At 40.7% G+C, this 20,300-nt stretch carries 17 protein-coding genes, 2 rRNA genes and 1 pseudogene (1 of these 20 cut by a window edge); 4 read left to right on the forward strand and 16 right to left on the reverse strand.

Going from position 1 to position 20,300, the window contains the following annotated elements; all coding sequences use genetic code 11:
- Window positions 1–15 precede the first annotated feature (15 nt).
- From G7058_RS05410 to G7058_RS05445, 8 genes are all read right to left on the reverse strand, one after another.
- Window positions 16–1,629 carry an ABC transporter substrate-binding protein gene (locus G7058_RS05410; RefSeq protein ID WP_166062599.1) on the reverse strand — a complete coding sequence of 538 codons (1,614 nt, stop codon included), beginning with the start codon at window positions 1,627–1,629 and terminating at the stop codon, window positions 16–18.
- Between the two features lie 23 nt (window positions 1,630–1,652).
- Window positions 1,653–2,570, reverse strand: coding sequence for an oligopeptide ABC transporter permease (gene opp4C, locus G7058_RS05415; RefSeq protein ID WP_166062600.1), 918 nt, complete (start codon window positions 2,568–2,570; stop codon window positions 1,653–1,655).
- 9 nt (window positions 2,571–2,579) lie between these two features.
- A complete protein-coding gene (locus G7058_RS05420; protein WP_166062601.1) occupies window positions 2,580–3,536 on the reverse strand; it encodes an ABC transporter permease in 957 nt (318 codons plus the stop codon).
- A 517-nt stretch (window positions 3,537–4,053) separates the two neighbouring features.
- Window positions 4,054–4,434, reverse strand: a complete 381-nt coding sequence (locus G7058_RS05425; RefSeq protein WP_166062602.1) for a hypothetical protein — start codon at window positions 4,432–4,434, stop codon at window positions 4,054–4,056.
- 28 nt (window positions 4,435–4,462) lie between these two features.
- Window positions 4,463–4,933, reverse strand: a complete 471-nt coding sequence (locus tag G7058_RS05430) for a glutathione peroxidase (protein WP_166062603.1) — start codon at window positions 4,931–4,933, stop codon at window positions 4,463–4,465.
- Window positions 4,934–4,948: 15 nt separating this feature from the next.
- Entirely contained in the window at window positions 4,949–5,401 is a 453-nt protein-coding gene (locus G7058_RS05435; protein ID WP_166062604.1) for a MarR family winged helix-turn-helix transcriptional regulator, read from the reverse strand.
- 4 nt (window positions 5,402–5,405) lie between these two features.
- Complete coding sequence (locus tag G7058_RS05440; protein ID WP_166062605.1) at window positions 5,406–6,281, reverse strand: phytoene/squalene synthase family protein; 876 nt, start codon at window positions 6,279–6,281, stop codon at window positions 5,406–5,408.
- A gap of 17 nt (window positions 6,282–6,298) precedes the next feature.
- Window positions 6,299–7,804, reverse strand: a complete 1,506-nt coding sequence (locus G7058_RS05445) for a phytoene desaturase family protein (protein ID WP_166062606.1) — start codon at window positions 7,802–7,804, stop codon at window positions 6,299–6,301.
- A gap of 172 nt (window positions 7,805–7,976) precedes the next feature.
- On the opposite strand from G7058_RS05445, the pseudogene G7058_RS05450 reads away from it, so the two are divergent.
- The 4 genes and pseudogenes from G7058_RS05450 (at window position 7,977) to G7058_RS05465 (ending at window position 12,478) form a co-directional block, all read left to right on the forward strand.
- Window positions 7,977–9,482 (forward strand): annotated as a pseudogene (locus G7058_RS05450) (phytoene desaturase family protein).
- Window positions 9,483–10,859: an aldehyde dehydrogenase family protein gene (locus G7058_RS05455; protein WP_166062607.1), complete on the forward strand. Its 1,377-nt coding sequence runs from the start codon at window positions 9,483–9,485 to the stop codon at window positions 10,857–10,859.
- 12 nt (window positions 10,860–10,871) lie between these two features.
- A complete protein-coding gene (locus G7058_RS05460) occupies window positions 10,872–11,957 on the forward strand; it encodes a glycosyltransferase (RefSeq protein WP_166062608.1) in 1,086 nt (361 codons plus the stop codon).
- An 11-nt stretch (window positions 11,958–11,968) separates the two neighbouring features.
- Window positions 11,969–12,478, forward strand: coding sequence for a glycosyl-4,4'-diaponeurosporenoate acyltransferase CrtO family protein (locus G7058_RS05465; protein ID WP_166062609.1), 510 nt, complete (start codon window positions 11,969–11,971; stop codon window positions 12,476–12,478).
- A 26-nt stretch (window positions 12,479–12,504) separates the two neighbouring features.
- Here the strand turns inward: G7058_RS05465 and G7058_RS05470 are convergent, their stop codons facing one another.
- The 8 genes from G7058_RS05470 to G7058_RS05505 all read right to left on the reverse strand — a co-directional run.
- Window positions 12,505–13,185, reverse strand: coding sequence for a hypothetical protein (locus tag G7058_RS05470; RefSeq protein WP_227004509.1), 681 nt, complete (start codon window positions 13,183–13,185; stop codon window positions 12,505–12,507).
- Window positions 13,186–13,196: 11 nt separating this feature from the next.
- A complete protein-coding gene (locus G7058_RS05475) occupies window positions 13,197–14,072 on the reverse strand; it encodes a carbohydrate ABC transporter permease (protein WP_166062610.1) in 876 nt (291 codons plus the stop codon).
- Between the two features lies 1 nt (window position 14,073).
- The gene (locus tag G7058_RS05480) at window positions 14,074–14,958 is read right to left on the reverse strand and encodes a carbohydrate ABC transporter permease (RefSeq protein ID WP_166062611.1); all 885 of its coding nucleotides are present in this window, start codon (window positions 14,956–14,958) and stop codon (window positions 14,074–14,076) included.
- A gap of 103 nt (window positions 14,959–15,061) precedes the next feature.
- Entirely contained in the window at window positions 15,062–16,393 is a 1,332-nt protein-coding gene (locus G7058_RS05485; protein WP_166062612.1) for an ABC transporter substrate-binding protein, read from the reverse strand.
- A gap of 60 nt (window positions 16,394–16,453) precedes the next feature.
- On the reverse strand, window positions 16,454–18,409 hold the full coding sequence (locus G7058_RS05490; RefSeq protein WP_166062613.1) for an alpha-glucuronidase: 1,956 nt from the start codon (window positions 18,407–18,409) through the stop codon (window positions 16,454–16,456).
- A gap of 337 nt (window positions 18,410–18,746) precedes the next feature.
- The gene (locus G7058_RS05495) at window positions 18,747–19,037 is read right to left on the reverse strand and encodes a GNAT family N-acetyltransferase (RefSeq protein ID WP_166062614.1); all 291 of its coding nucleotides are present in this window, start codon (window positions 19,035–19,037) and stop codon (window positions 18,747–18,749) included.
- A gap of 130 nt (window positions 19,038–19,167) precedes the next feature.
- Window positions 19,168–19,283: ribosomal RNA gene (rrf, locus tag G7058_RS05500) — 5S ribosomal RNA — on the reverse strand.
- Window positions 19,284–19,387: 104 nt separating this feature from the next.
- Window positions 19,388–20,300, reverse strand: a 23S ribosomal RNA gene (locus G7058_RS05505) (it continues 2,001 nt past the right edge of the window).

Below are 20,300 nucleotides of genomic sequence, written 5' to 3' on the forward strand. Positions count from 1 at the left end.
ATAGCCTCCCGAATTTTAGTTCAATGTCCATTCATGTACGTCGTAAAGTGAGCCGCCCCAATATTCTTTAATTCCGCCATTTAATGCATCTTGCTTGATAATAACGTCATGTTGCGAATACAGTGGAACAATAGGCGATTTTTCTTGCATCATGACTTGGAATTCGTCATAGATTTCTTTTCGTTTTGCGCTATCTGTTTCAGACTTACCAGCTTCTAGCAAAGCATTCACTTCAGGATCATTCAAGTGTGCGTAGTTTGATCCACCTGCTGCCCCAAAGTAGCTAGTCAAATCTGGATCGACTGGCACTACGATGCCACCTAAGTACAAATCGTAATCAGCAGCACGTGCCTTCTCCAATGTTGTTGGGAAGTCATAGGTCACTTGTTCAACTGTGAATCCGACTGCTTCCAAGTCTTGTTCAATCAAGTTAGCAGATTGTTCCCGAACTTTATTTCCAGTTGGAACCATGATCTCGATTGGTTGACTCATATCGTAATCAGATTTTGAAACATATTCTTTCGCTTTCTCTGGATCATAAGCAAGTGGTTCTAAATCTTGATTATAGTATGGACTAGCTGGTGAGTAAGGTCCGGCAATGACGTCTGCGTTTCCTTTAATCAAGTTGTCAACGATCGTGTCACGATTGATTGCATGTGTCATCGCACGACGAATGTTTTCATCAAAGCGTGTGGTATTGATGTAGACATATTGTGCCGTCCATGCAGATTGTGTTTTGAGTGTCAGTCCTTCTACTGCAGAGACCATATCGATATCTGAGATAGCAATTTCACCGATACCACCTCCCGCGTTGAAGGTCACGCCACCTGTTTGTAATTCGGTAGCAAGGTTTGTACCTGACATGACGCGGATAAAGAGTGATTTAATTTCCGGAGCACCCCGATAGTAATCTTCATTAGCAGTCATTTCCATGTGTGAATCTTGCATATATTCGACAAACTTGTAAGGACCGCTTGTAACAGTTGGTTTACTGAAGGCATCTGATCCGTCTAAGTCAGCAAAGGCAATTTCTCCAACTACATGTTTGGGTTGGACAAAGATATTCGTTCCAATCATTTCTTTTACATAATTCGGATCAGTTGGTACTTTCGTTTTGAACGTAAAGGTTTTTTCATCAACAACTGTCAAATTTGGGATTTCTGCTCCTTCTTCTAATTTGCCAGAATTATTTACTCCTTCAAGAGCTGTTAAGTAAAGACCTGTTGTTTGAACTTCGGGATTAGCAAATAGATTTAATGTGAAGACCACATCTTCCGCTGTAACCGGCGTTCCATCTGTCCAGTTTGCATCTGGATTTAGTTTGACCGTATATGTCTGGTTATCATCTGTTTCAAACGTGTCTGCTAGTTTCGGTTCAAACTCCAATGGATTTGTCATTTCCAATAAGGTGTCAAAGTAATAACGTTGTACCCAACGAGTGGAAACCCCGCTCGCATTGATAGGGCTTAGATTTCCCATCGGATTCGTAACTCCGACATAAAGTGTGTCGGATGAAACAGTTGATTGAGACGTTGAAGATGCTGCCTCATCGGTTGAACCTGTATTTCCACATGCTGCTAATACCATCATGCTGGCTGTCAGCACGAAACCCCAAAATTTCTTATTCATTTTCTATTCCCCCATATATTCCTTTAGTTTGTTGTGCCATCAAAGGCATCTCTTAAGCCATCACCAATAAAGTTTATAGATAGTACTGCAATGACAATCATCATTCCCGCTGGAATCCATAGCCACGGTTGGCTAGAAAGGACCGTCAGTGATTGTGCCTGTGAAAGCATATTTCCCCAGCTCGCTGTCGGGGGTTGAATTCCCATCCCCAAGAAACTGAGTGAAGATTCAGTCAGTATTGCACTAGCGATACCGAATGTTGCATTTACAAAGATGCTCGATAGCACATTTGGTAGAATTTCCTTAAATAGAATATGGGGTGTTGCGAATCCGACAGAAATTGCTGCCTGGATATAATCGCTACTTTTAATTGCCATGACATTTCCCCGAACAATCCGGCAGAGTGGCACCCAGTTCAAAAGTCCTAAAACTAATGTAATCGTCCAAACGCCTGGTCCAATGATACTGACTAGTACCAAGATCACCATGAACGATGGAAAGGACTGAATGATTTCTGTCACACGCATGATGACATCATCTATTCTTCCACCAAAGAATCCCGCAATTAAACCGAACGTTGTACCAATAACAGTATAAATGGCAACAGAGGCGACGCCGACAAATAAGGAAACGCGTGAACCATAGATTAAACGGCTAAACACATCCCGGCCAATTGCGTCTGTTCCTAGCCAATAAGTTGCATCTGGCTTTGCCTCAAAGTCAGCTGTGATTAAATTAGGATCAAATTGTGTCATAACAGGTGCCAATAAAGCCACCAATACCATAAGTATAAACACTGTCAGGCCAATCACCGCAGGCTTATGCCGCATAAAACGCTGAAAAATGATTTTCTTATTGCTTTCTGTTTTAATCACTTCGGTTGTTGTTTCTTTTACTGTTTCTTGATTTACCAGCTGAAAATCGCTTGATAGTGAAGCCATCGTTTATCCCTACCCTTCTCTGTAACGAATACGTGGATCTGCTACTGCATAGAATACATCCATTAATACATTTGCTGTTAGAACAGCAACGGCTGAGAACAACGTGATTGCCATAAGTACATTGTAGTCACGTGACTGAATCGACGTGATTGTTAAAGCGCCAAGTCCCGGCCATTGGAAGATTTGTTCTGTCACGATCGCACCTCCGATTAATTTCGGTATATCCGATGCGATAATCGTAATAATCGGAATTAATGCATTTCGAATCCCATGTTTGAAAATAATTTGGCTCGGTTTCAAGCCTTTTGCTTTTGCAGTTCGGAGGTAATTCTCTCCGAAGATATCAATCATCGTTGAACGAACATACCGAATCATATTTGCAGAAATCGTACTCGCAATGACCGTCACTGGTAAAATTAGATGTTGTACTTTTTCCCAGAACCCCCCGGCAGAACCAAGCACTTGCATGCCACCAGTCGGTAGCCATTTTAATTGCACTGCGAAGATGTAAATTAAGAATAATCCGAAAAAGAAGTTTGGTATGGAAACACCCATGATTGATGAACCCGTTATAAAGTAATCAACCCATGTGTTTTGTTTCACTGCACTGTAGATACCCAGTGGAATTGCAATGAGGTAGGCCACTACCAATGACGTTCCCATCAAGATAAGCGTCGGCCCTACACGTTCCATTAACACGTTCATAACCGGTTGTCTCGTTGCAAATGAATTCCCTAAATTTCCTCTTAAGAGTTCCTTTAACCAAAACCCATAACGGACGAGCAACGGCTGATCCAATCCCAAACTTGCTCTCACCTGGTTAATCTGTTCCTCTGTGGCATCCGCACTCACGTATAAAGTTGCTGGATCACCCGGGGCAAAGTTTATAATCATGTAGGATAGAAAAGTAATAAAGAATAGAACCAGAAAACCAATCATAAGTCGCTTCACTAAATATTTATTCATGCTGACACCTCCATTATTTTTAGACCGGCAATAAAAAAAGAAGCCCTTCGCTATGAAGGGCTTCAGTAATGCCAAGCCCTCAGTGGTACACAAATGAGGACTCAACTAATTGAATAGTTAGAATCCTAGGGCTTAATTAATAAAATAATTGCTGCTGGAGCGTTAGTATATGGTTTTAGGTAATGTGTTGTGTTTTTCATGATTAACGCTCCCGTCTGTTGTTTAGTGACCCTACTTTAACCTTTTAAAATGAGAAAGTCAAACCGAATTCTAACTTATTTTTAATTTAATGTTCGTGTTCCGTTTGGTTAGCGTTTGCATTTATTGTTGCGATAGCTTTATGAGAAATGAAAAAAAGTTTCATTTCTTCGGCATTTTCACTGCCAAAGTTGAAATGCATCTGCTTTTTTCTTAAATGCGAACTTCGCACCTATTTAATCATCACAAAAAATCCTCCTCTTGTTCACTTACACATTAAGTGTAACAACAAAAGGAGGAGAATCTTGCACATCAGAATTTAAGGTATTTTCGTAATTTTATACGTCTCAGACGCTAACAGAATAATCCCGATAACTACGATAGCCGCAATACTAAGATAAGGACGATTGGAATACGTATTAGGAAAGAAACTCAGCAGTGTTGGTACAGCAAACATCAAAAGAAACAGTATTTTTGTTCGTGTCACAGTTTTTATTACGAGTGTGTCACCATCACGGACTGCTACCTTATTACTGCGTGAGCCACCATGAGAGATAGAAAGAATAGCCTCCTCTTGAGGTGATTCCAGTTTAATCGTGTCATTATGCGCCACTTTTCCAACAACTTTACCATTTATCATCAGCTTCAACGAACCCGCCATCCCAATTAAACCTGTACTGCGGTTAATCTTTATAGCCACGCTATCACTCCCATCTCTCTTTTACCCCTTACAAGGCGGCTGCGATTTTATCCTCAAATGTTAAAGGTGATTCAGTCGGGCCAAAACGTTCAACGACTTGCCCTTTTTTATCCACCAAAAACTTCGTGAAGTTCCATTTGATTGCACTTCCTAAAACTCCTTTAGTTTCATCTGTCAACATTTTGAATAACGGATGCGCGTCTTTGCCATTTATCTTCACTATTTCATGCATCGGGAAAGAAACGCCGTATGTCATACGGCACGCTTCGGCAGCATCTTCTGCTGTTGCTACTTCCTGTTTGAACTGATTGGATGGAAAGCCTAAAACCACAAAATCTTTCGCTTTGTATTTGTCGTAAAGCTTTTGTAAATCATCAAATTGAGGTGCTAATCCACATTTGGTCGCAGTATTCACAATGAGCAATGTTTTCCCTTTGTATCGGTCCAATTGATAAGTTTCGCCATTTTCCATTGTTACTGAAATATCGTAAATATTCATAGCCCTAAACCTCCATTATTTATTTTCGTTTATTGTATCTAAACGTTGCTGTAAGTTAGCCAACTGTAGCATTAATTCAGGTAAATCCATTCCTTCAAAATTGCAAGAAATCATTTCTGCTAGAATCGCTTGATTGATTGGTTGCTTGCTCTCTTTCGCCTTGGCTGATAGAGAGATAAGCATCGTGCGCTTATCGGTCGGATGTTGACTCTTTTCGATCCACTCGTTCTCTGCCATTCTTTTCAAAATCGGGTTCAATGTTCCAATGCCCATGCCTGTTTGGCTACCGATTGTCATAATCGGCAGGCCATCATTATCCCATAAAGCCAATAAGACTAAATATTGCGGGAAAGTTAGCTGAAATATTTTCAGCGCCCGTCCGTACATTTTGTTGATACCGTTTGAGGCCCGGTAAAGCCGGAAGCATAGCTGCTCATCCAATTGTCGATCAAAAATCGACTCGTCCATACAATCACCTTTTCTTTAATATTTTCCGCGTCTCCAAAATTAATTCCATCATTCTTGCTTCAGGCACGTAATTTCGCTTGCTGAGACAGTCATAGTTATTTTTGCGAACGCTATCCATTATACCACTGTATAACTTCGAAGAAACGAGCACAGGAAAACGACAATCACTGTCATAGTGAGAGATACTGTCCTCAAATTCTACATAGCCACGGCTTGATTCTTCCGCTAGTTCTTCCCATAAAGCAATAAAATTGTTATCCGGACCCTTTTCGACATTCTGTGCTAAGTCGACCTGATGGCGGTCCAGTAATTCAGTTGGTAAATAGACGCGCTTATTCTCGCGATAATCTTCGCCTACATCACGGAGTATATTCGTTATTTGCATGGCAACACCTAAGGAAACTGCACTTTCTTTCAGAGATTCTGTTATGCCACTTTTAGTTGCCAAAATCGGCAACAACATCAAACCTACTGATCCCGCTACGTAATAACTATAATCTTTTAATGCAGCCAAATCGGTAATTTCCTGAAAGTCCAAGTCACGTTTTTGGCCTTCCAATTGGTCATAAAAGGGTGAAGTGGTCATGGCGTAGCGATTGAAAACATCGCGTAAGGCACGCCACATTGGATGATTCGGTGTCTTACCCTTTTCGAATTCTTTCAGCTCTGCTTCCAGGATAGCAAGGTTCTCTTTCTTCAATGCAAGAGGCTCGTTCGCATCCACGGTATCATCCGCTTGACGGCAAAACGCATAAATAGCATAGACAGCTTTTGCTTTGTCTTTCGGCAACTTGGAAAAGGCAGTATAAAAGCTTTTAGATGACGCTTTTATAACTTTTTCACAGTATGCGTAGTCTTTTTTCAGTTCTGTTTCAACCATCCCACTCACTCTTTCATTTATTTATTGTCATCTAACATCAACTCGTCGGCAGCAATTTTACCAGATAATAACACAATCGGAACGCCCGCTCCCGGGTGGGTACTGCTTCCTGTAAAGTAAAGATTTTCACACGCTTCTGCTTTCGCTTGTGGACGGAAGTGATTACTTTGCAGCAAGGTTGGTTGCAAGCCGAAACATGCGCCGTTATAAGCATTGAATCGTTCTTGGAAATCAAGTGGTGTAATCATGCTCTCAGAGATAATTTCATTTTCGATATTACTCATTCCTGGCAAATCACTGACAGCTTTCAAAGCTTTTGTACGATAGTAAGCGACCGTTTCAGGATCATTCCAATCATAGTCCGCCGTTTCCAAATCGGAGACTGGCATCAACACATACAGCCCTTCTTTTCCTTCTGGTGCGACAGTCGGGTCAATCTTAGAAGCTGCAACGATATAAATAGATGGATCTTCAATAAACTCACCCGAGAATACTTGCTCCATATTTTGGTCCAAGCTTTCTGAGAATACGAAGGTATGTACATGTTCCAAGTCATCGTATTTGCGGTCCATTCCTAAGTAGAGAATAAAGCAAGAACATGAATACTTCATTTTATCGATTTTCTCATCTGTATATTTGCCTTTTGCAGAAACATCTTTTACTAGATTCTTCATTGCATAAGGGAAATCTGCATTACACACCACGTAATCAGCGTGTTCAGCTTTTTCATTTACCCATACACCCGTAGCACGGCCATTTTCAATGCTAATTTCATCTACTGGCGCATCATAGTGAATCTTTCCACCCAATTCTAAAAATGCGCGTTCCATTCCTTCGGCCATCTTGTGCATACCGCCCTCGATGTACCAAATTCCATAAAGGAGTTCAATCATCGGTATAATCGTATAGAGAGACGGGCCATTATTTGGGCTTACACCGATATACAATGTTTGGAACGTCAGCATTTGACGGATTTTTTCATCTTTAACAAATTTTGAAATAGAATCTGTAGCGGAATCAAATGTTTTTAATTGGAGCGCTTTTCGTATCATTGAAGGATTGTAAAAATCTCTCTTATTGCGGAAAGGACGCTGTAAAAAGTTATCACGAGCCACAGAATAGCGCTCATAAATACTACTCAAATACTTCAAGAACCCAACTGCGTCTTCGGGACTTATTTCTTCCAGTGTTTTCATCAGCTTTACCAAATCAGATGAAATATCAATACTTTCCGTTCCCTTGTGGAAGTAAGAACGATACATCGGATCTAAACGTTTCATGGGAATATAGTCATCCGGGTCGTTGCCCGCATATTCGAAAATTTCTCGATAAAGATCCGGCATCATGACGATGGTTGGGCCTAAATCAAACTTAAAACCATTCTTCTCAATCACGTGCATCTTTCCGCCAGGTAAGCTTTCTTTTTCATAAATTTCTACTGCATAGCCATCTTTTTGTAAGCGAATCGCACTGGATAAGCCTGCCACGCCTGCTCCGACTACGATAACTTTTTTCTTTTCCATAATTACAACACCGTCTCTCTATTTGCTCTGTCACGACTATCATAGTTTATATCTTGTACGATGTAAACCTTTTTTAGCTCTTTTTTAAAATAAAAGAAAACGTTTTACATCGCGTGCGATGTAAGGTAAGATGAAGCTGATTATTACGAACTTAGAAGCAGGAGGAAATAGCATGTCTCAAAATAAAACAGCAGTTGTCATCGGTGGAGGCCTTGGTGGTCTTTCTGTTGCGGTTTGACTTGCTCAAAAAGGTTTTCAAGTTCAATTGTATGAAAAGAACTCACATTTAGGCGGAAAATTAAATCGCTTGAACACAAAGAGCTTTTGTTTTGATCTTGGCCCTTCTATTTTGACGATGAAACCTATTTTCGAAAAATTATTCAACGCAAGCAATGTAAAAATGGATGACTATATTGAAACTGTTCGTATCGATCATGAATGGCGCTCATTTTTCCCTGATGGAACCATCTTGGATCTTTATGGTGATTTAGAGATAATGTTGATCTTAAATGACGACTTGTCGGAACAAGATATTGCCGAATACCATGACTTTTTAGAATACGCACGCGGTTTGTATGAAATAACGGAAGAAGGCTACTTTGAAGAAGGACTTGATAATACGATGGACGTCTTGAAAAACCATGGTTTAATCCATTCCTTTAAAGAGTTCGATTTACTAACAACAATGTATGATGCCATTGCCAAACGCATCCAAAATCAAAAACTACGTGATATGTTGGCTTACTTCATCAAATACGTGGGTTCTTCTCCTTATGATGCACCTGCAGTCTTAAACATGATGATATATATGCAGCACAAACAAGGTATCTGGTATGTACCGGGCGGCATGCATGGCATCGCAAACGGAATCGTGAAGCTCGGAGAAGAAATCGGCGTTCACTTCTATCCGAACCAAGAAGTTGTGCGCTTAATAAAAAATGACGATCAAATCGAAGCAGCGGAATTAGCAGATGGCACGAGAGTAACCGCTGATTATTTCGTTTCCAATATGGAAGTCATTCCTGCCTACGACAAACTTCTCAATGAAAAAGAATCATTTATCAAAAAACTAGAAGTCAAATTTGAACCTGCCAGTTCTGGACTGGTTCTTCATCTCGGTGTAGAGGGCTCATATCCACAATTGGCGCATCACAACTTCTTTTTCTCTGGGAATCCGGGAAAGAGTTTTGAGCAAATTTTCCACAAACATGAATTGCCGGATGACCCGACTATTTACCTAGTAAACGTGAATAAAACAGATGAAACACAAACCGTTCCGGGTCATGAAAACATTAAAATCCTTCCGCATATTCCGTATATCCCGGATAAGCCATTTACGAAAGAAGAATACGATGCTCTGGAAGAACGGGTTCTGATTAAATTAGAACGTATGGGATTAACGGATTTGAGAAAAAGAACGGTCGTAAAAGATCGTTGGTTACCTGAAGATATTGAAAGAAATTATTATTCGCATCGTGGTGCGATTTACGGAACCGTTTCGAACCGCAAGAAGAACCGTGGCTTCAAGCATAGTAAAGAGAGCGAGAAGTACGAAAATCTATATTTCGTAGGCGGAACTGTCAATCCCGGTGGTGGAATGCCAATGGTAACGTTAAGTGGCCAACAAGTAAGTGATAAGATTTATAAGAAAGAACAAACGAATAAACGAGGTGTTTAAGTGATTGAAGAAGTCCAATTACTACAACGCGAACGCAGTCGTCACATTGGTGCGGAAGGTCTGGAGCATCGGCTTTATGCCCTTTCGCAAATCAAACGCCTTTTAACCGAACATGAAGAAGAGTGGTTGGCGGCCTTGAAAGCCGACCTCCACAAACATCCCGTAGAAGCCTATGCTTCTGAAATCAGTGTTTTGTTAAATGAAATTGCCCATATCGAAAAAATGCTGCCTTCCTGGTTGAAGCCTCTTTCCAAAGAGAGACGCTTACTGTCTGGAAGAGACAAAGTTGTGACGGTAAGAAAACCATATGGGAGCGTCTTAGTAATAGCTCCTTGGAATTATCCGCTCCAACTTGCTTTGATGCCAGCAATTGGCGCGCTTGCTGGCGGAAACGGCGTGGTCTTAAAACCATCCGAATCGGCTCCAGCAACGAGTCAGCTCTTACAGCAGCTAGTCCCTGCTTATTTCCCCAAAAAAGTCTTTCATGTTGTTACCGGTGACCGCGATGTTGGGGAAAAGCTGACTTCTTTACAATGGGACTTTATCTTTTTCACTGGGAGTCCTGAGACAGGTCAAAAAGTATATGAAGCCGCTGCACGCCATTTAACGCCTGTTCTATTGGAATTAGGCGGGAAAAACCCGTGTATTATCGAGCAGTCGGGGCTTTCGAAAACTGCTATCAAAAAAATAATCTGGGGTAAATTCTTGAATGCTGGTCAGAGTTGTATTGCTCCGGATACGGTGTATGTTCCCCGTGAACAACTGGAAACTGTTCTGGAAATGATGAAAGAACAAATCAGCGCTTTTTACGGAGAAAATCCCCTGCTTTCAGAGAGTTACGGCCGCATCGTTCATAAAGATCACTATGACAAGATTATGACGTTTATGGCTGATGGTCGCGTTTATTACGGCGGTGACGCTTCAGCCGATGATGGATACATCGGCCCCACCTTACTGGTAGATGTGATTCCGGGGAGTCCGATTTGTACAGAGGAAATATTTGGTCCTGTTTTACCTGTTGTACCCTATGATTCAGTTGCAGATGTGATACAAACGTTGCAGACTTCGCCCGTTCCGCTTTGTACGTACATCTTCAGCAATAACCTAGAAACGCAGAGTAAAATAGCCGACGAGGTTCAAAGTGGTGCTGTCAGTATCAATGAAGTTATGTTGCACGCGGTGAATCCGTTCTTAGCTTTTGGCGGAAATGGCAAAAGTGGATTAGGGAAATACCATGGAGAAGCGAGCTTCGAAGCCTTTACACATCCACGGCCCGTTTATTCCAAACAAACACCCTTTCTACTGTCCAAACAATTTCCACCTTATTCAAAAGCAGTCTTATTAGCCTTAAGAAAATTACGCAGAAAAATTTTCTAAGGAGGGAGCACAATGATCTATATGTATGTGTTTATTCTCGTTCTTTCGATTGCCAGCGGATGGGCAATGCTCTGGCATACTCCAAAACTGGCCCTACGAGAAAAAATGCAAAAACAAAAAAAACAGGTGTCGATTATTATACCTGCGCGTAATGAAGAAAAGAATTTACCCATTCTACTGGCATCCGTTCAAAAACAAACGTATAAACCGCTTGAGATTTTAGTCATTGATGATTATTCCGAAGACCAAACCGCGCAAGTCGCCCGAGAATACGGTGCAACTGTGGTTCAAGTTCAAAGAGATGAACGTGAATGGTTTGGTAAAGCAGCCGCTTGTTGGTATGGCGCCCAAGCCGCCGCTGGTGATACGTTCTTGTTCTTGGATGCTGATATCTTCTTTCCGGGTTCGGATAGCTTAGCGCGGATGATTGCTAACTTCCAGGAAGATACCGTTCTTTCTATCCAGCCTTATCACACCATCCGCAAAAGCTATGAGAACCTTTCTGTTATCTTTAACATTTTGGTTCTGGCAGGTATGAATCAATTTTCTATCTTAGGTAAACGTCTGCCCGCCGCCGGTGCATTCGGCCCTACTTTACTTTGTTCAAGGAGTGCATATTTTCAAGTCGGTGGACATAAGAGAGTGCGTCATAACATTATGGAGAACATCGCGTTGGGGCAGATATTTATCGAACAAGAATTTCCGGTTCAACTCTATTCTGGTAAAGATGTTCTACATTTTCGCATGTACCCGGATGGAATCGCGCACCTTTTCGAAGGGTGGTCAAAAAGTTTTGCTTCCGGTTCAGTTGCTACGCATCTCTTCATCATGATTTGTAGTGGCCTGTGGATTTCAGGCGCTTTTATTTCTGGACTTTATTTAATCTTTTCTGGTTTTCAACTACTAGCATGGTTCGGCTACTTCGCCTTCTTTCTTTCATTTTTAAGAATGGCGCGCACCGCAGGCAACTTTTCTGTTTTATTATCCTTTTTTTACCCGCTATTATTTTCATACTTCGTCTGCGTGTTTATCTGGTCCGCAATCAAGACCTTTGTTTTGAAAAGTGTTTCTTGGAAAGGAAGAAAAATTGAATTATAGGAGGTAAGGCCATGTTAATCGACTTACCACTTCATTGGATTATTCTTTTGGATATTGCCGCCTGGTTTATCTTTCATATGGTCATTTCTCTTGGGTGTATGAAGATTCCCGACGCGTGGTATGCGAAGACCGAATCTTTCTATCAACCTTTCGCATGGGAAAAAAACGGCGAACTATGGCAAAGGCTCTTTCGGATTAAAGATTGGAAAAGAAAGTTGCCTGAGGGGTCCAGTATTATTAAAAGTTCTTACAATAAAAAACAGTTGCACGGAACAGATAAGCAGACATTTGAAAAGTTCATCATCGAGACAAAACGTGCGGAACTGACACACTGGCTCTTAATGCCGCCAGCATTTGTATTCTTTATCTGGAACCCCCTCTGGGCAGGTATCGTAATGGTTATCTATGCATGTGTTGTCAATATCCCGTTTATTCTTATCCAGCGTTATAATCGTCCGCGGTTGGAACGGGTTAAAGAACGAAAACATAAAATAAATAGCTCAAATCAAAAAAGAGCGTGAGACAAATGTCTCACGCTCTTTTTTGATTATCTGATATGTTCGTAAAATAAATCAACCGAGAATTGACGCGTCAAATTCATCCAAACATAGTAGTTGATCGCCCCGCCGAAGAAACAAAGGTATGCCAATGAAAAATTTTGTAGAAGAAATATTGTAACAATGACATAAAAAACATTCAGCATCGTTACTTTCGGTAAACGGTAACTGACAAGCAAGGACCAACTAATTTTCTTCTTAAATGGAACTTCTTTCGCACGTTCATCTGTCGAAATCAACAAAACGAAAAACATACTACTTATCAAAAAGCTTCCAGTAATCAGTAATGGATACAATAATACGGTTAAATCTGCCACAAGTAAAATACGTAAATCTAAAACCAATAGGCAAATGAAAAACGTATAAAATAAATAGATATTCCAGTTATTTTTCAATATTTCTTTATACAAAGAGAAATAGCGTTTCAATGATACAGTCTCTTCTTCATTATCCGCAACCGCTTTGAACTGAGCAGAGAAACTAACCAGTAAAAAGAAAATTGGGATAATAAATAAAATGAAATTATTCATACTCAAGCGGAAGAAAAAAAGTAAAACTAAAAACAATCCGTTTGAAAGAATAAAATACGTATTGTGAATCAGTAACCGGTAAAAATACTGGACAGCTGTAACTGTCCAATTTGTAATAACATCATGATTAACATTAAACACTAAATCACACCCTATCCTTTGATACCGCTTGACGTTACACCTTCTACGAAATACTTTTGTGCACTAAAGAATAAGATAATCGCTGGTAGCAATGAAATGAGCGACATCGCGAATACTTGGTTCCATGGTGTATTAGTTGAAGGGTCAACGTTCAATTTCAAAGCCAGTGATACCGGGTAATTCTCTTGGGATGTGATATAAATCAAAGGACCAAGGAAATCACTGAATGACCACACGAATTGAAAAATAATGCACGAAATCAGTGCCGGTTTTAAAGCCGGTACTAAAATGCGCCATAAAACTTCAAAGGAGTTACAGCCATCCACCGTTGCGGCTTCATCCAAGTCTTTCGGAATAGAACGTAAGAATTGAATCAGCATGAATACGAAAAATGGTTCTTGCGCGAAGAATGAATTGGCAACTAAAGGCACATATGTATCTAACATACCTAAGTTCTTCCAGAATAAGTACAATGGAATCCGCGTTACAACTTGAGGTAAGAACATAGTTGCCATCAGTAAGGAGAACATTACTTTTTTGAATGGAAAATCAAAGCGAGCAAAACCATAGGCAGTAACTGTAGCGGAAACAATTGTAAAAAGAATCTTTGGAATCACATACTTAAAGGTATTAATAAAATACAAAGTAAATGTGTAGTCCCCTTTTGTATACCAACCATCGATATAGGCTTGAAAATCAATCTTCTTAGGGATGAACCCGATTGAAGTAAAGATCTCATTGTTTTCTTTAAATGTTGCTCCAACCAGCCAAATAATCGGATAGAGCATAACAATCGCAACCACCGTTAAAATAATGTAACGGATAATTGAACTGATTTTTTGTTTTTGTGCTCTTCTTCTTTCGGATAAACTAGGTGTCACTTCCATATTACTTGCCACCTCCATCAGAATAGTAAACCCATTTTTTCTGGGTCGCAAACAAGACAATGGTTAAACAGACGATGATTGCAAATAATATCCAACTCGCGGCACTTGCGTAACCCATGTCAAACTCTTTAAACGCCTTATCGTAAATAAACATTGATGTCAGGTACGTGGAGTTCAAAGGTCCTCTTCCTGTAACGATAAACGGTCCATTAAATTCTTGGAATGCATTATTTAACTGCATTACTAGATTAAAGAAAATCGTCGGTGTAATTAAAGGCATAGTAATTTTCAAGAATTGCGTTGTCTTAGATGCACCATCTAAACTAGCAGATTCATAGAGTTCAACGGGTACTTCTTTTAAGGCAGCCAAGAAAATCAACATAGATGAACCAAATTGCCATACTTTCAGAATGACCAGAACAGTCATTGCACCAGCTGGCGTTGATAACCAATCCACAGTACTAATTCCAAATGTTGCTAAAAACGTGTTAACCAGTCCTTGTGGCTGGAACATCGAGCGCCATAGGACACCGACAGCAACGTTACCACCCAGAATGGAAGGGATATAATAAGCGGTTCGATAGAAATTAATCGCTTTTAATTTAAAATTTAAAATGAAAGCAACAAATAGCGCAAAACCTAATTGCAACGGTACTGTAAAAAAGGTGTAAATCGTTGTTGCTCGCAATGAGTCTGTAAAAGTTACGTCCTTAAATAGATTTATGTAATTCTGTAATCCTAAAAAATCCGGTGTTTGTCCGACACGCGCAAGCGAATAGTCCGTTAGTGAATAATAAAATGACGATAAAATCGGCCATACTGTTAACACTAAAAAACCAATAAGCCACGGCATCACGTAGAGTAAGCCTATTTTATTGTTTTTCATACAAATCCTCCAAAATTTAAGTGGCGATTGTGAATTACTAATAAAGAATATGGGAACAAGACATTGCTGTACTTTGCTCCCATAATTGTTTTTTTATAGTTGATTATTGTAGTTTATAATCTTTAGCAAGTTTTGCTGCTTGTTCTTTAGTTTGTTCGTAGACATTTTTAGCTGCTGTTTCTAAGTCTGTTCTGCCTAGTTCTACAGCTTCCATTTCAGAAGTGTAAATCGTTGTTAAAGTTCCATCTTCATAGAATGGTGTTTGATTAATTTTTACAGCTTCTTGCGCGTAATCATAAGCATCTTTCATGAATCCAGTTAGTTGACCGTCTTCAGTCAATGCTTCAACCGCTTTAGAAGAAGCTGGGATACCACGAGAGAGACCTAAAATTTTATTCGCTTCTTCACCATTTAAGAACTCATTCAAGAATGTTCCGACTTCTTCCGGGTGCTCTGTATCTTTGCTGACAACAAACAATAGAGACGGCTTAGACATTAAATTTACTTCTGTTCCGCCTTCAGCAATTGGATAGTCAACAACTACCATTTCATCACCAATTTCTTTCAGTGCTTCGTAGTCAGATGAAATACCTGCAACCCATCCAATACCACCGCCATACTCGCCTTCTAACCATTTTTTATTGGTTGCCAAGGAAACCGGCTCCGTACCAACATTTTCTAAGTAATCTTTACGTGAAACAAAGACGCGTGCATCAGCCATTTCTTTATACCACGTCATACCGTCTAAATAATCTTGTTCTGTCCAGTTCATATTCCCTTTTTCATCGAACTCTGACATACCAGTTTTTTGTTGTAACCAAATCGTTACCGGGAAACGCCAAGTTGGAGAAGCTAGCATGAATGAACCTTCTGGTAATTTTTGAGCTGCTTCAGCATAATCATCCCATGTTTTAAGTGTGGAAATATCTATACCATTACGCTCGTATTCCGATTTATTTACATACATGATGAGCGTATTCTCGCCATAAGGAACCGCTACTTGTTTACCCTCAACTTGTCCGAATGCTAAGAAGTTTTCATCGTAAGTAGATAGGTCTAGTGTACTGATTTCACCTAAATCATAGAAGCCATCATTTTGACCGAATTGTGGTACCCAGTTATAAAGTGCTGTCGTAATGTCAGCCAATGTGCCTCCTGCGTAACGAGTTGTAAACACTTGATCTAGGTCACCGAATCCACTTGGCTCACCTTTTACAGTGATATTTTTATTTCCTTCTTGAAAATTATTAATCATATTCCGGGTTGCTTCATGGCGGTCATCATTTCCCCACCAACTAAAGCTAATTTCCACTGCATCAGCATCTGCGTTTGAGCTCGTACCTGTATTTTTCTTACCTGCATCACAGCCTGCCATCACTGCAGTTGCCGAAAGAAGTGAAAGGAAACTAATTGCACCTTTTTGCCATTTTTTCATCTAATATTTCCCCTTTTCCCTTAAAAATTCTATAAATTGTAAAGATATTATTACCTTCATTTATCCGTAAATTTGACGCTTGTGTTCATCCGCTATTCCACTCTTACGGTAGAAATACGTATTGATTTGATCACGCCACTCAAGCGCACAGCGTTTTTGCTCTGCTAGTCGTTCGCGAACATTGTTATAACTAGCTTCATCCACTTCATCTTTCAGTTGCTCCCACACTTTTACGTATTCTTCGACTTTTTCATACCCTTCGAAATGTGTGTCGTAAATATGCTGTACAACTGTTTTTCCGCTATGGAGAACGTGCGTATATGGCAGATGATGGAAGAACAGGACAATATCATCAGGACAGGTCTCGATATTCTCGTACTCTTCAAAGCGCGCATCCGCGTATTGACGTGCATAACCGGTGCCATCTTTCAACGTACGGTTTACACCGATTCCGTTGCGATCTGCGAAGTGATAGGTTCCCCAACGGTCATACTCGTACCCGTCTATATCTGGTCCATAATGGTGATTCGGACGAACCATGAAGCCAATTCCCAAAGGTGCCGTATAGTTCTCATAAGTCTGATAAGACGTTGCTATGATTTCTGTCAGGATTTCTTTTCCTTTTGGTGTTAAGTCAAAGGTTAAATCGAGCCATTGATCCAACACTTCTTCACTGGTAATAGCGTTATTCCAAATCAGTTTTCCATAGCCGTATAGATTGACTTGCGCCAACTTATGACCGGTCCAGTTATTATCGATACCCACATTCACAACCGCTGAAATACCAGAACGCTGAATGTTTGGGCTATTTTTCGGTAGAAGCTCTTTAACAGTCGCATTTTCTTTATGATGTTTCGTATCGAAATCAAGCACGTCTTTCCACATTGGCATGAGGTAACAAACATGCTTTTGTTGGCCTGTATATTCTTGTGCGACTTGGAATTCCAATACATGGTTTGTTTTCGTTAAACCACCAAATAATGGTGAAACAGGTTCACGAACTTGGAAATCGATGGGACCGTTCTTAATTTGTAGAATAACGTTGTCGTCAAAGTTGCCGTCTAGAGGCATGAAATTATCGTAAGCAGCACGCGCACGATCGATAGAACGGTCACGCCAATCTTGCAAGTGGTTGTATACGAAACAACGCCAAATCACAATACCGCCATGTGGTTGAAGTGCACGGGCCAACATATTCGCACCGTCATCGTGGTTACGGTCATAAACGAATGGTCCCGGCTCACCCTCAGAGTCTGCTTTCACAACAAACCCGCCGAAGTAAGGAATTTCTGCATAAATCTCGTTGGCAGCATCCGCCCAGAACTTGTTGACATCTTCGTCTAACGGATCAGCTGTCGTTAAACCACCAACAGAAATTGGAGCCGCAAAGTTGATACTCAAGTATAGCGTCAAACCGTACTCTTTAAATATTTCCGCAATAGCCTTTACTTCACTTAAGTAAGGTTGTGTAATAAAGAATGTCTCTTCTTTGTGAACGTTCACGTTGTTAATAGTCAACGCATTAATTCCGATTGCTTTCAACAAACGTGCATACTCACGGATTGTATCGTAGTTTTTACGGAATTGGTTATTGTCGTAAAAGAGTGAGTCACCTGCATAGCCGCGTTCAACCGATCCGTCAAAGTTATCCCAATGATTTAACATGCGAACAGCTTGGTCTGGAACAGAGCGGAATACCGGTTTCAATTCATTTTTTGTTACAAGGTCTTGGTGAAGTTGGAACATCCCGTACAGAAGACCGTTCGTCGTATTTGCCTGGACAATAATTTTACCGTCCATGTGTAAAATTTCAAACCCTTCTTTACCTAATGCTTCTATTTCTACAAGCTTAAATTGAAGGGATGAATCTTCCTGATTTGACCTCTCACATTGAGGAAATAATTTAGCCATTTCCCGAAGCAATGTCACTGTCAGTTCATCTGTGTCTTCGATGTAATATGAAGTGTATGGTGAATCGTGCACTTTTTTACTTAACCAAGCTGTATCTCTCATCATAGTTTCTTACCTTCCTATTTTTATTATTATGATTAGCTAGCGTTTGCAAGAGTGAAATTTCTATCTAAGTATAAGCTAGTATCATTAACAAGATTTTTAGATAGCGGTTTCATATCATTAAGAGTGACTTTAAAAAATTAGTTTTCTCTATATTATTGCATTGGAAAACAACTTTTATTTTAGTTAGTTTAATCAACCAACTAATATATTTAAATATACACTATTACATTTTTAATGTCAAACGCTTCCATTTCAGTCTAACATTGTATAAAAAAATCTGTCACTGTTCTTCATAAAAAGAACGATGACAGATTAATATCTTATTCAGACTGGCAGATTATCTTTGCTCTGTCATGACGTCTGCATATTTATCAGGCTTCCGATTAAACTGATCAACGACATAAGAACATTGGGCGACAATTTTTTTGTTTTCTTTACGCATTACATCTGCTAAATGATCCAACAACATTTCCGCAACACCTTGGCCGCGTAATGATGGATCTACAAACGTATGATTCGCAGCGACTGTATTGTCATCGAGCGGCTCATAAGTAATTTCTGCAATCGTATGTCCGGTTGCGTCTAATTGACGGTATCCATTACCATATTTCTCAAATTTATATTCCATGATATTTCCCCTCTCTATCGTCACTTTCTTCTTTAAGTGTATCATTGTAAATTCTAAAATGACAATGATTTGACTAAGACCAAAAAAACACTCCGAATCATCGTTAGATAATCCGGAGTGTTTATTAATTGCGCGGCAACGTCCTACTCTCACAAAGGGAAACCCTTCACTACAATCGGCGCTAAGAAGCTTAACTTCTGTGTTCGGGATGGGAACAGGTGTGACCTTCTCGCCATCGTCACCGCACAATTATTTAATTAAAGGAACAACGTTCCCTCAAAACTGAATCCATAACACGACTGAACAGCTGACCAAAGCTCATTCATCGCTTGCTTTTTTTATTCTAAATCTTGGTTAAGTCCTCGACCGATTAGTACTAGTCCGCTCCATACATCGCTGCACTTCCACTCCTAGCCTATCTACCTGATCGTCTCTCAGGGGTCTTACTCATTCTAGATGATGGGAAATCTCATCTCGAGGGGGGCTTCACGCTTAGATGCTTTCAGCGTTTATCCCTTCCACACATAGCTACCCAGCAATGCCCTTGGCAGAACAACTGGTACACCAGCGGTGTGTCCATCCCGGTCCTCTCGTACTAAGGACAGCTCCTCTCAAATTTCCAACGCCCGCGACGGATAGGGACCGAACTGTCTCACGACGTTCTGAACCCAGCTCGCGTGCCGCTTTAATGGGCGAACAGCCCAACCCTTGGGACCGACTACAGCCCCAGGATGCGACGAGCCGACATCGAGGTGCCAAACCTCCCCGTCGATGTGAACTCTTGGGGGAGATAAGCCTGTTATCCCCAGGGTAGCTTTTATCCGTTGAGCGATGGCCCTTCCATGCGGTACCACCGGATCACTAAGCCCGACTTTCGTCCCTGCTCGACTTGTCTGTCTCGCAGTCAAGCTCCCTTCTGCCTTTGCACTCTACGAATGATTTCCAACCATTCTGAGGGAACCTTTGGGCGCCTCCGTTACTTTTTAGGAGGCGACCGCCCCAGTCAAACTGCCCGACTGACACTGTCTCCCCGCCCGATAAGGGCGGCGGGTTAGACTGGTCCTGCTACAAGGGTAGTATCCCAATGATGCCTCCATCGAAACTGGCGTCCCGACTTCTATGGCTCCTACCTATCCTGTACATGTAGCAGAAACAATCAATATCAACCTGCAGTAAAGCTCCATGGGGTCTTTCCGTCCTGTCGCGGGTAACCAGCATCTTCACTGGTACTATAATTTCACCGAGTCTCTCGTTGAGACAGTG

Source organism: Jeotgalibaca porci (genome assembly GCF_011299095.1).
Taxonomy (GTDB): Bacteria; Bacillota; Bacilli; order Lactobacillales; family Aerococcaceae; genus Jeotgalibaca; species Jeotgalibaca porci.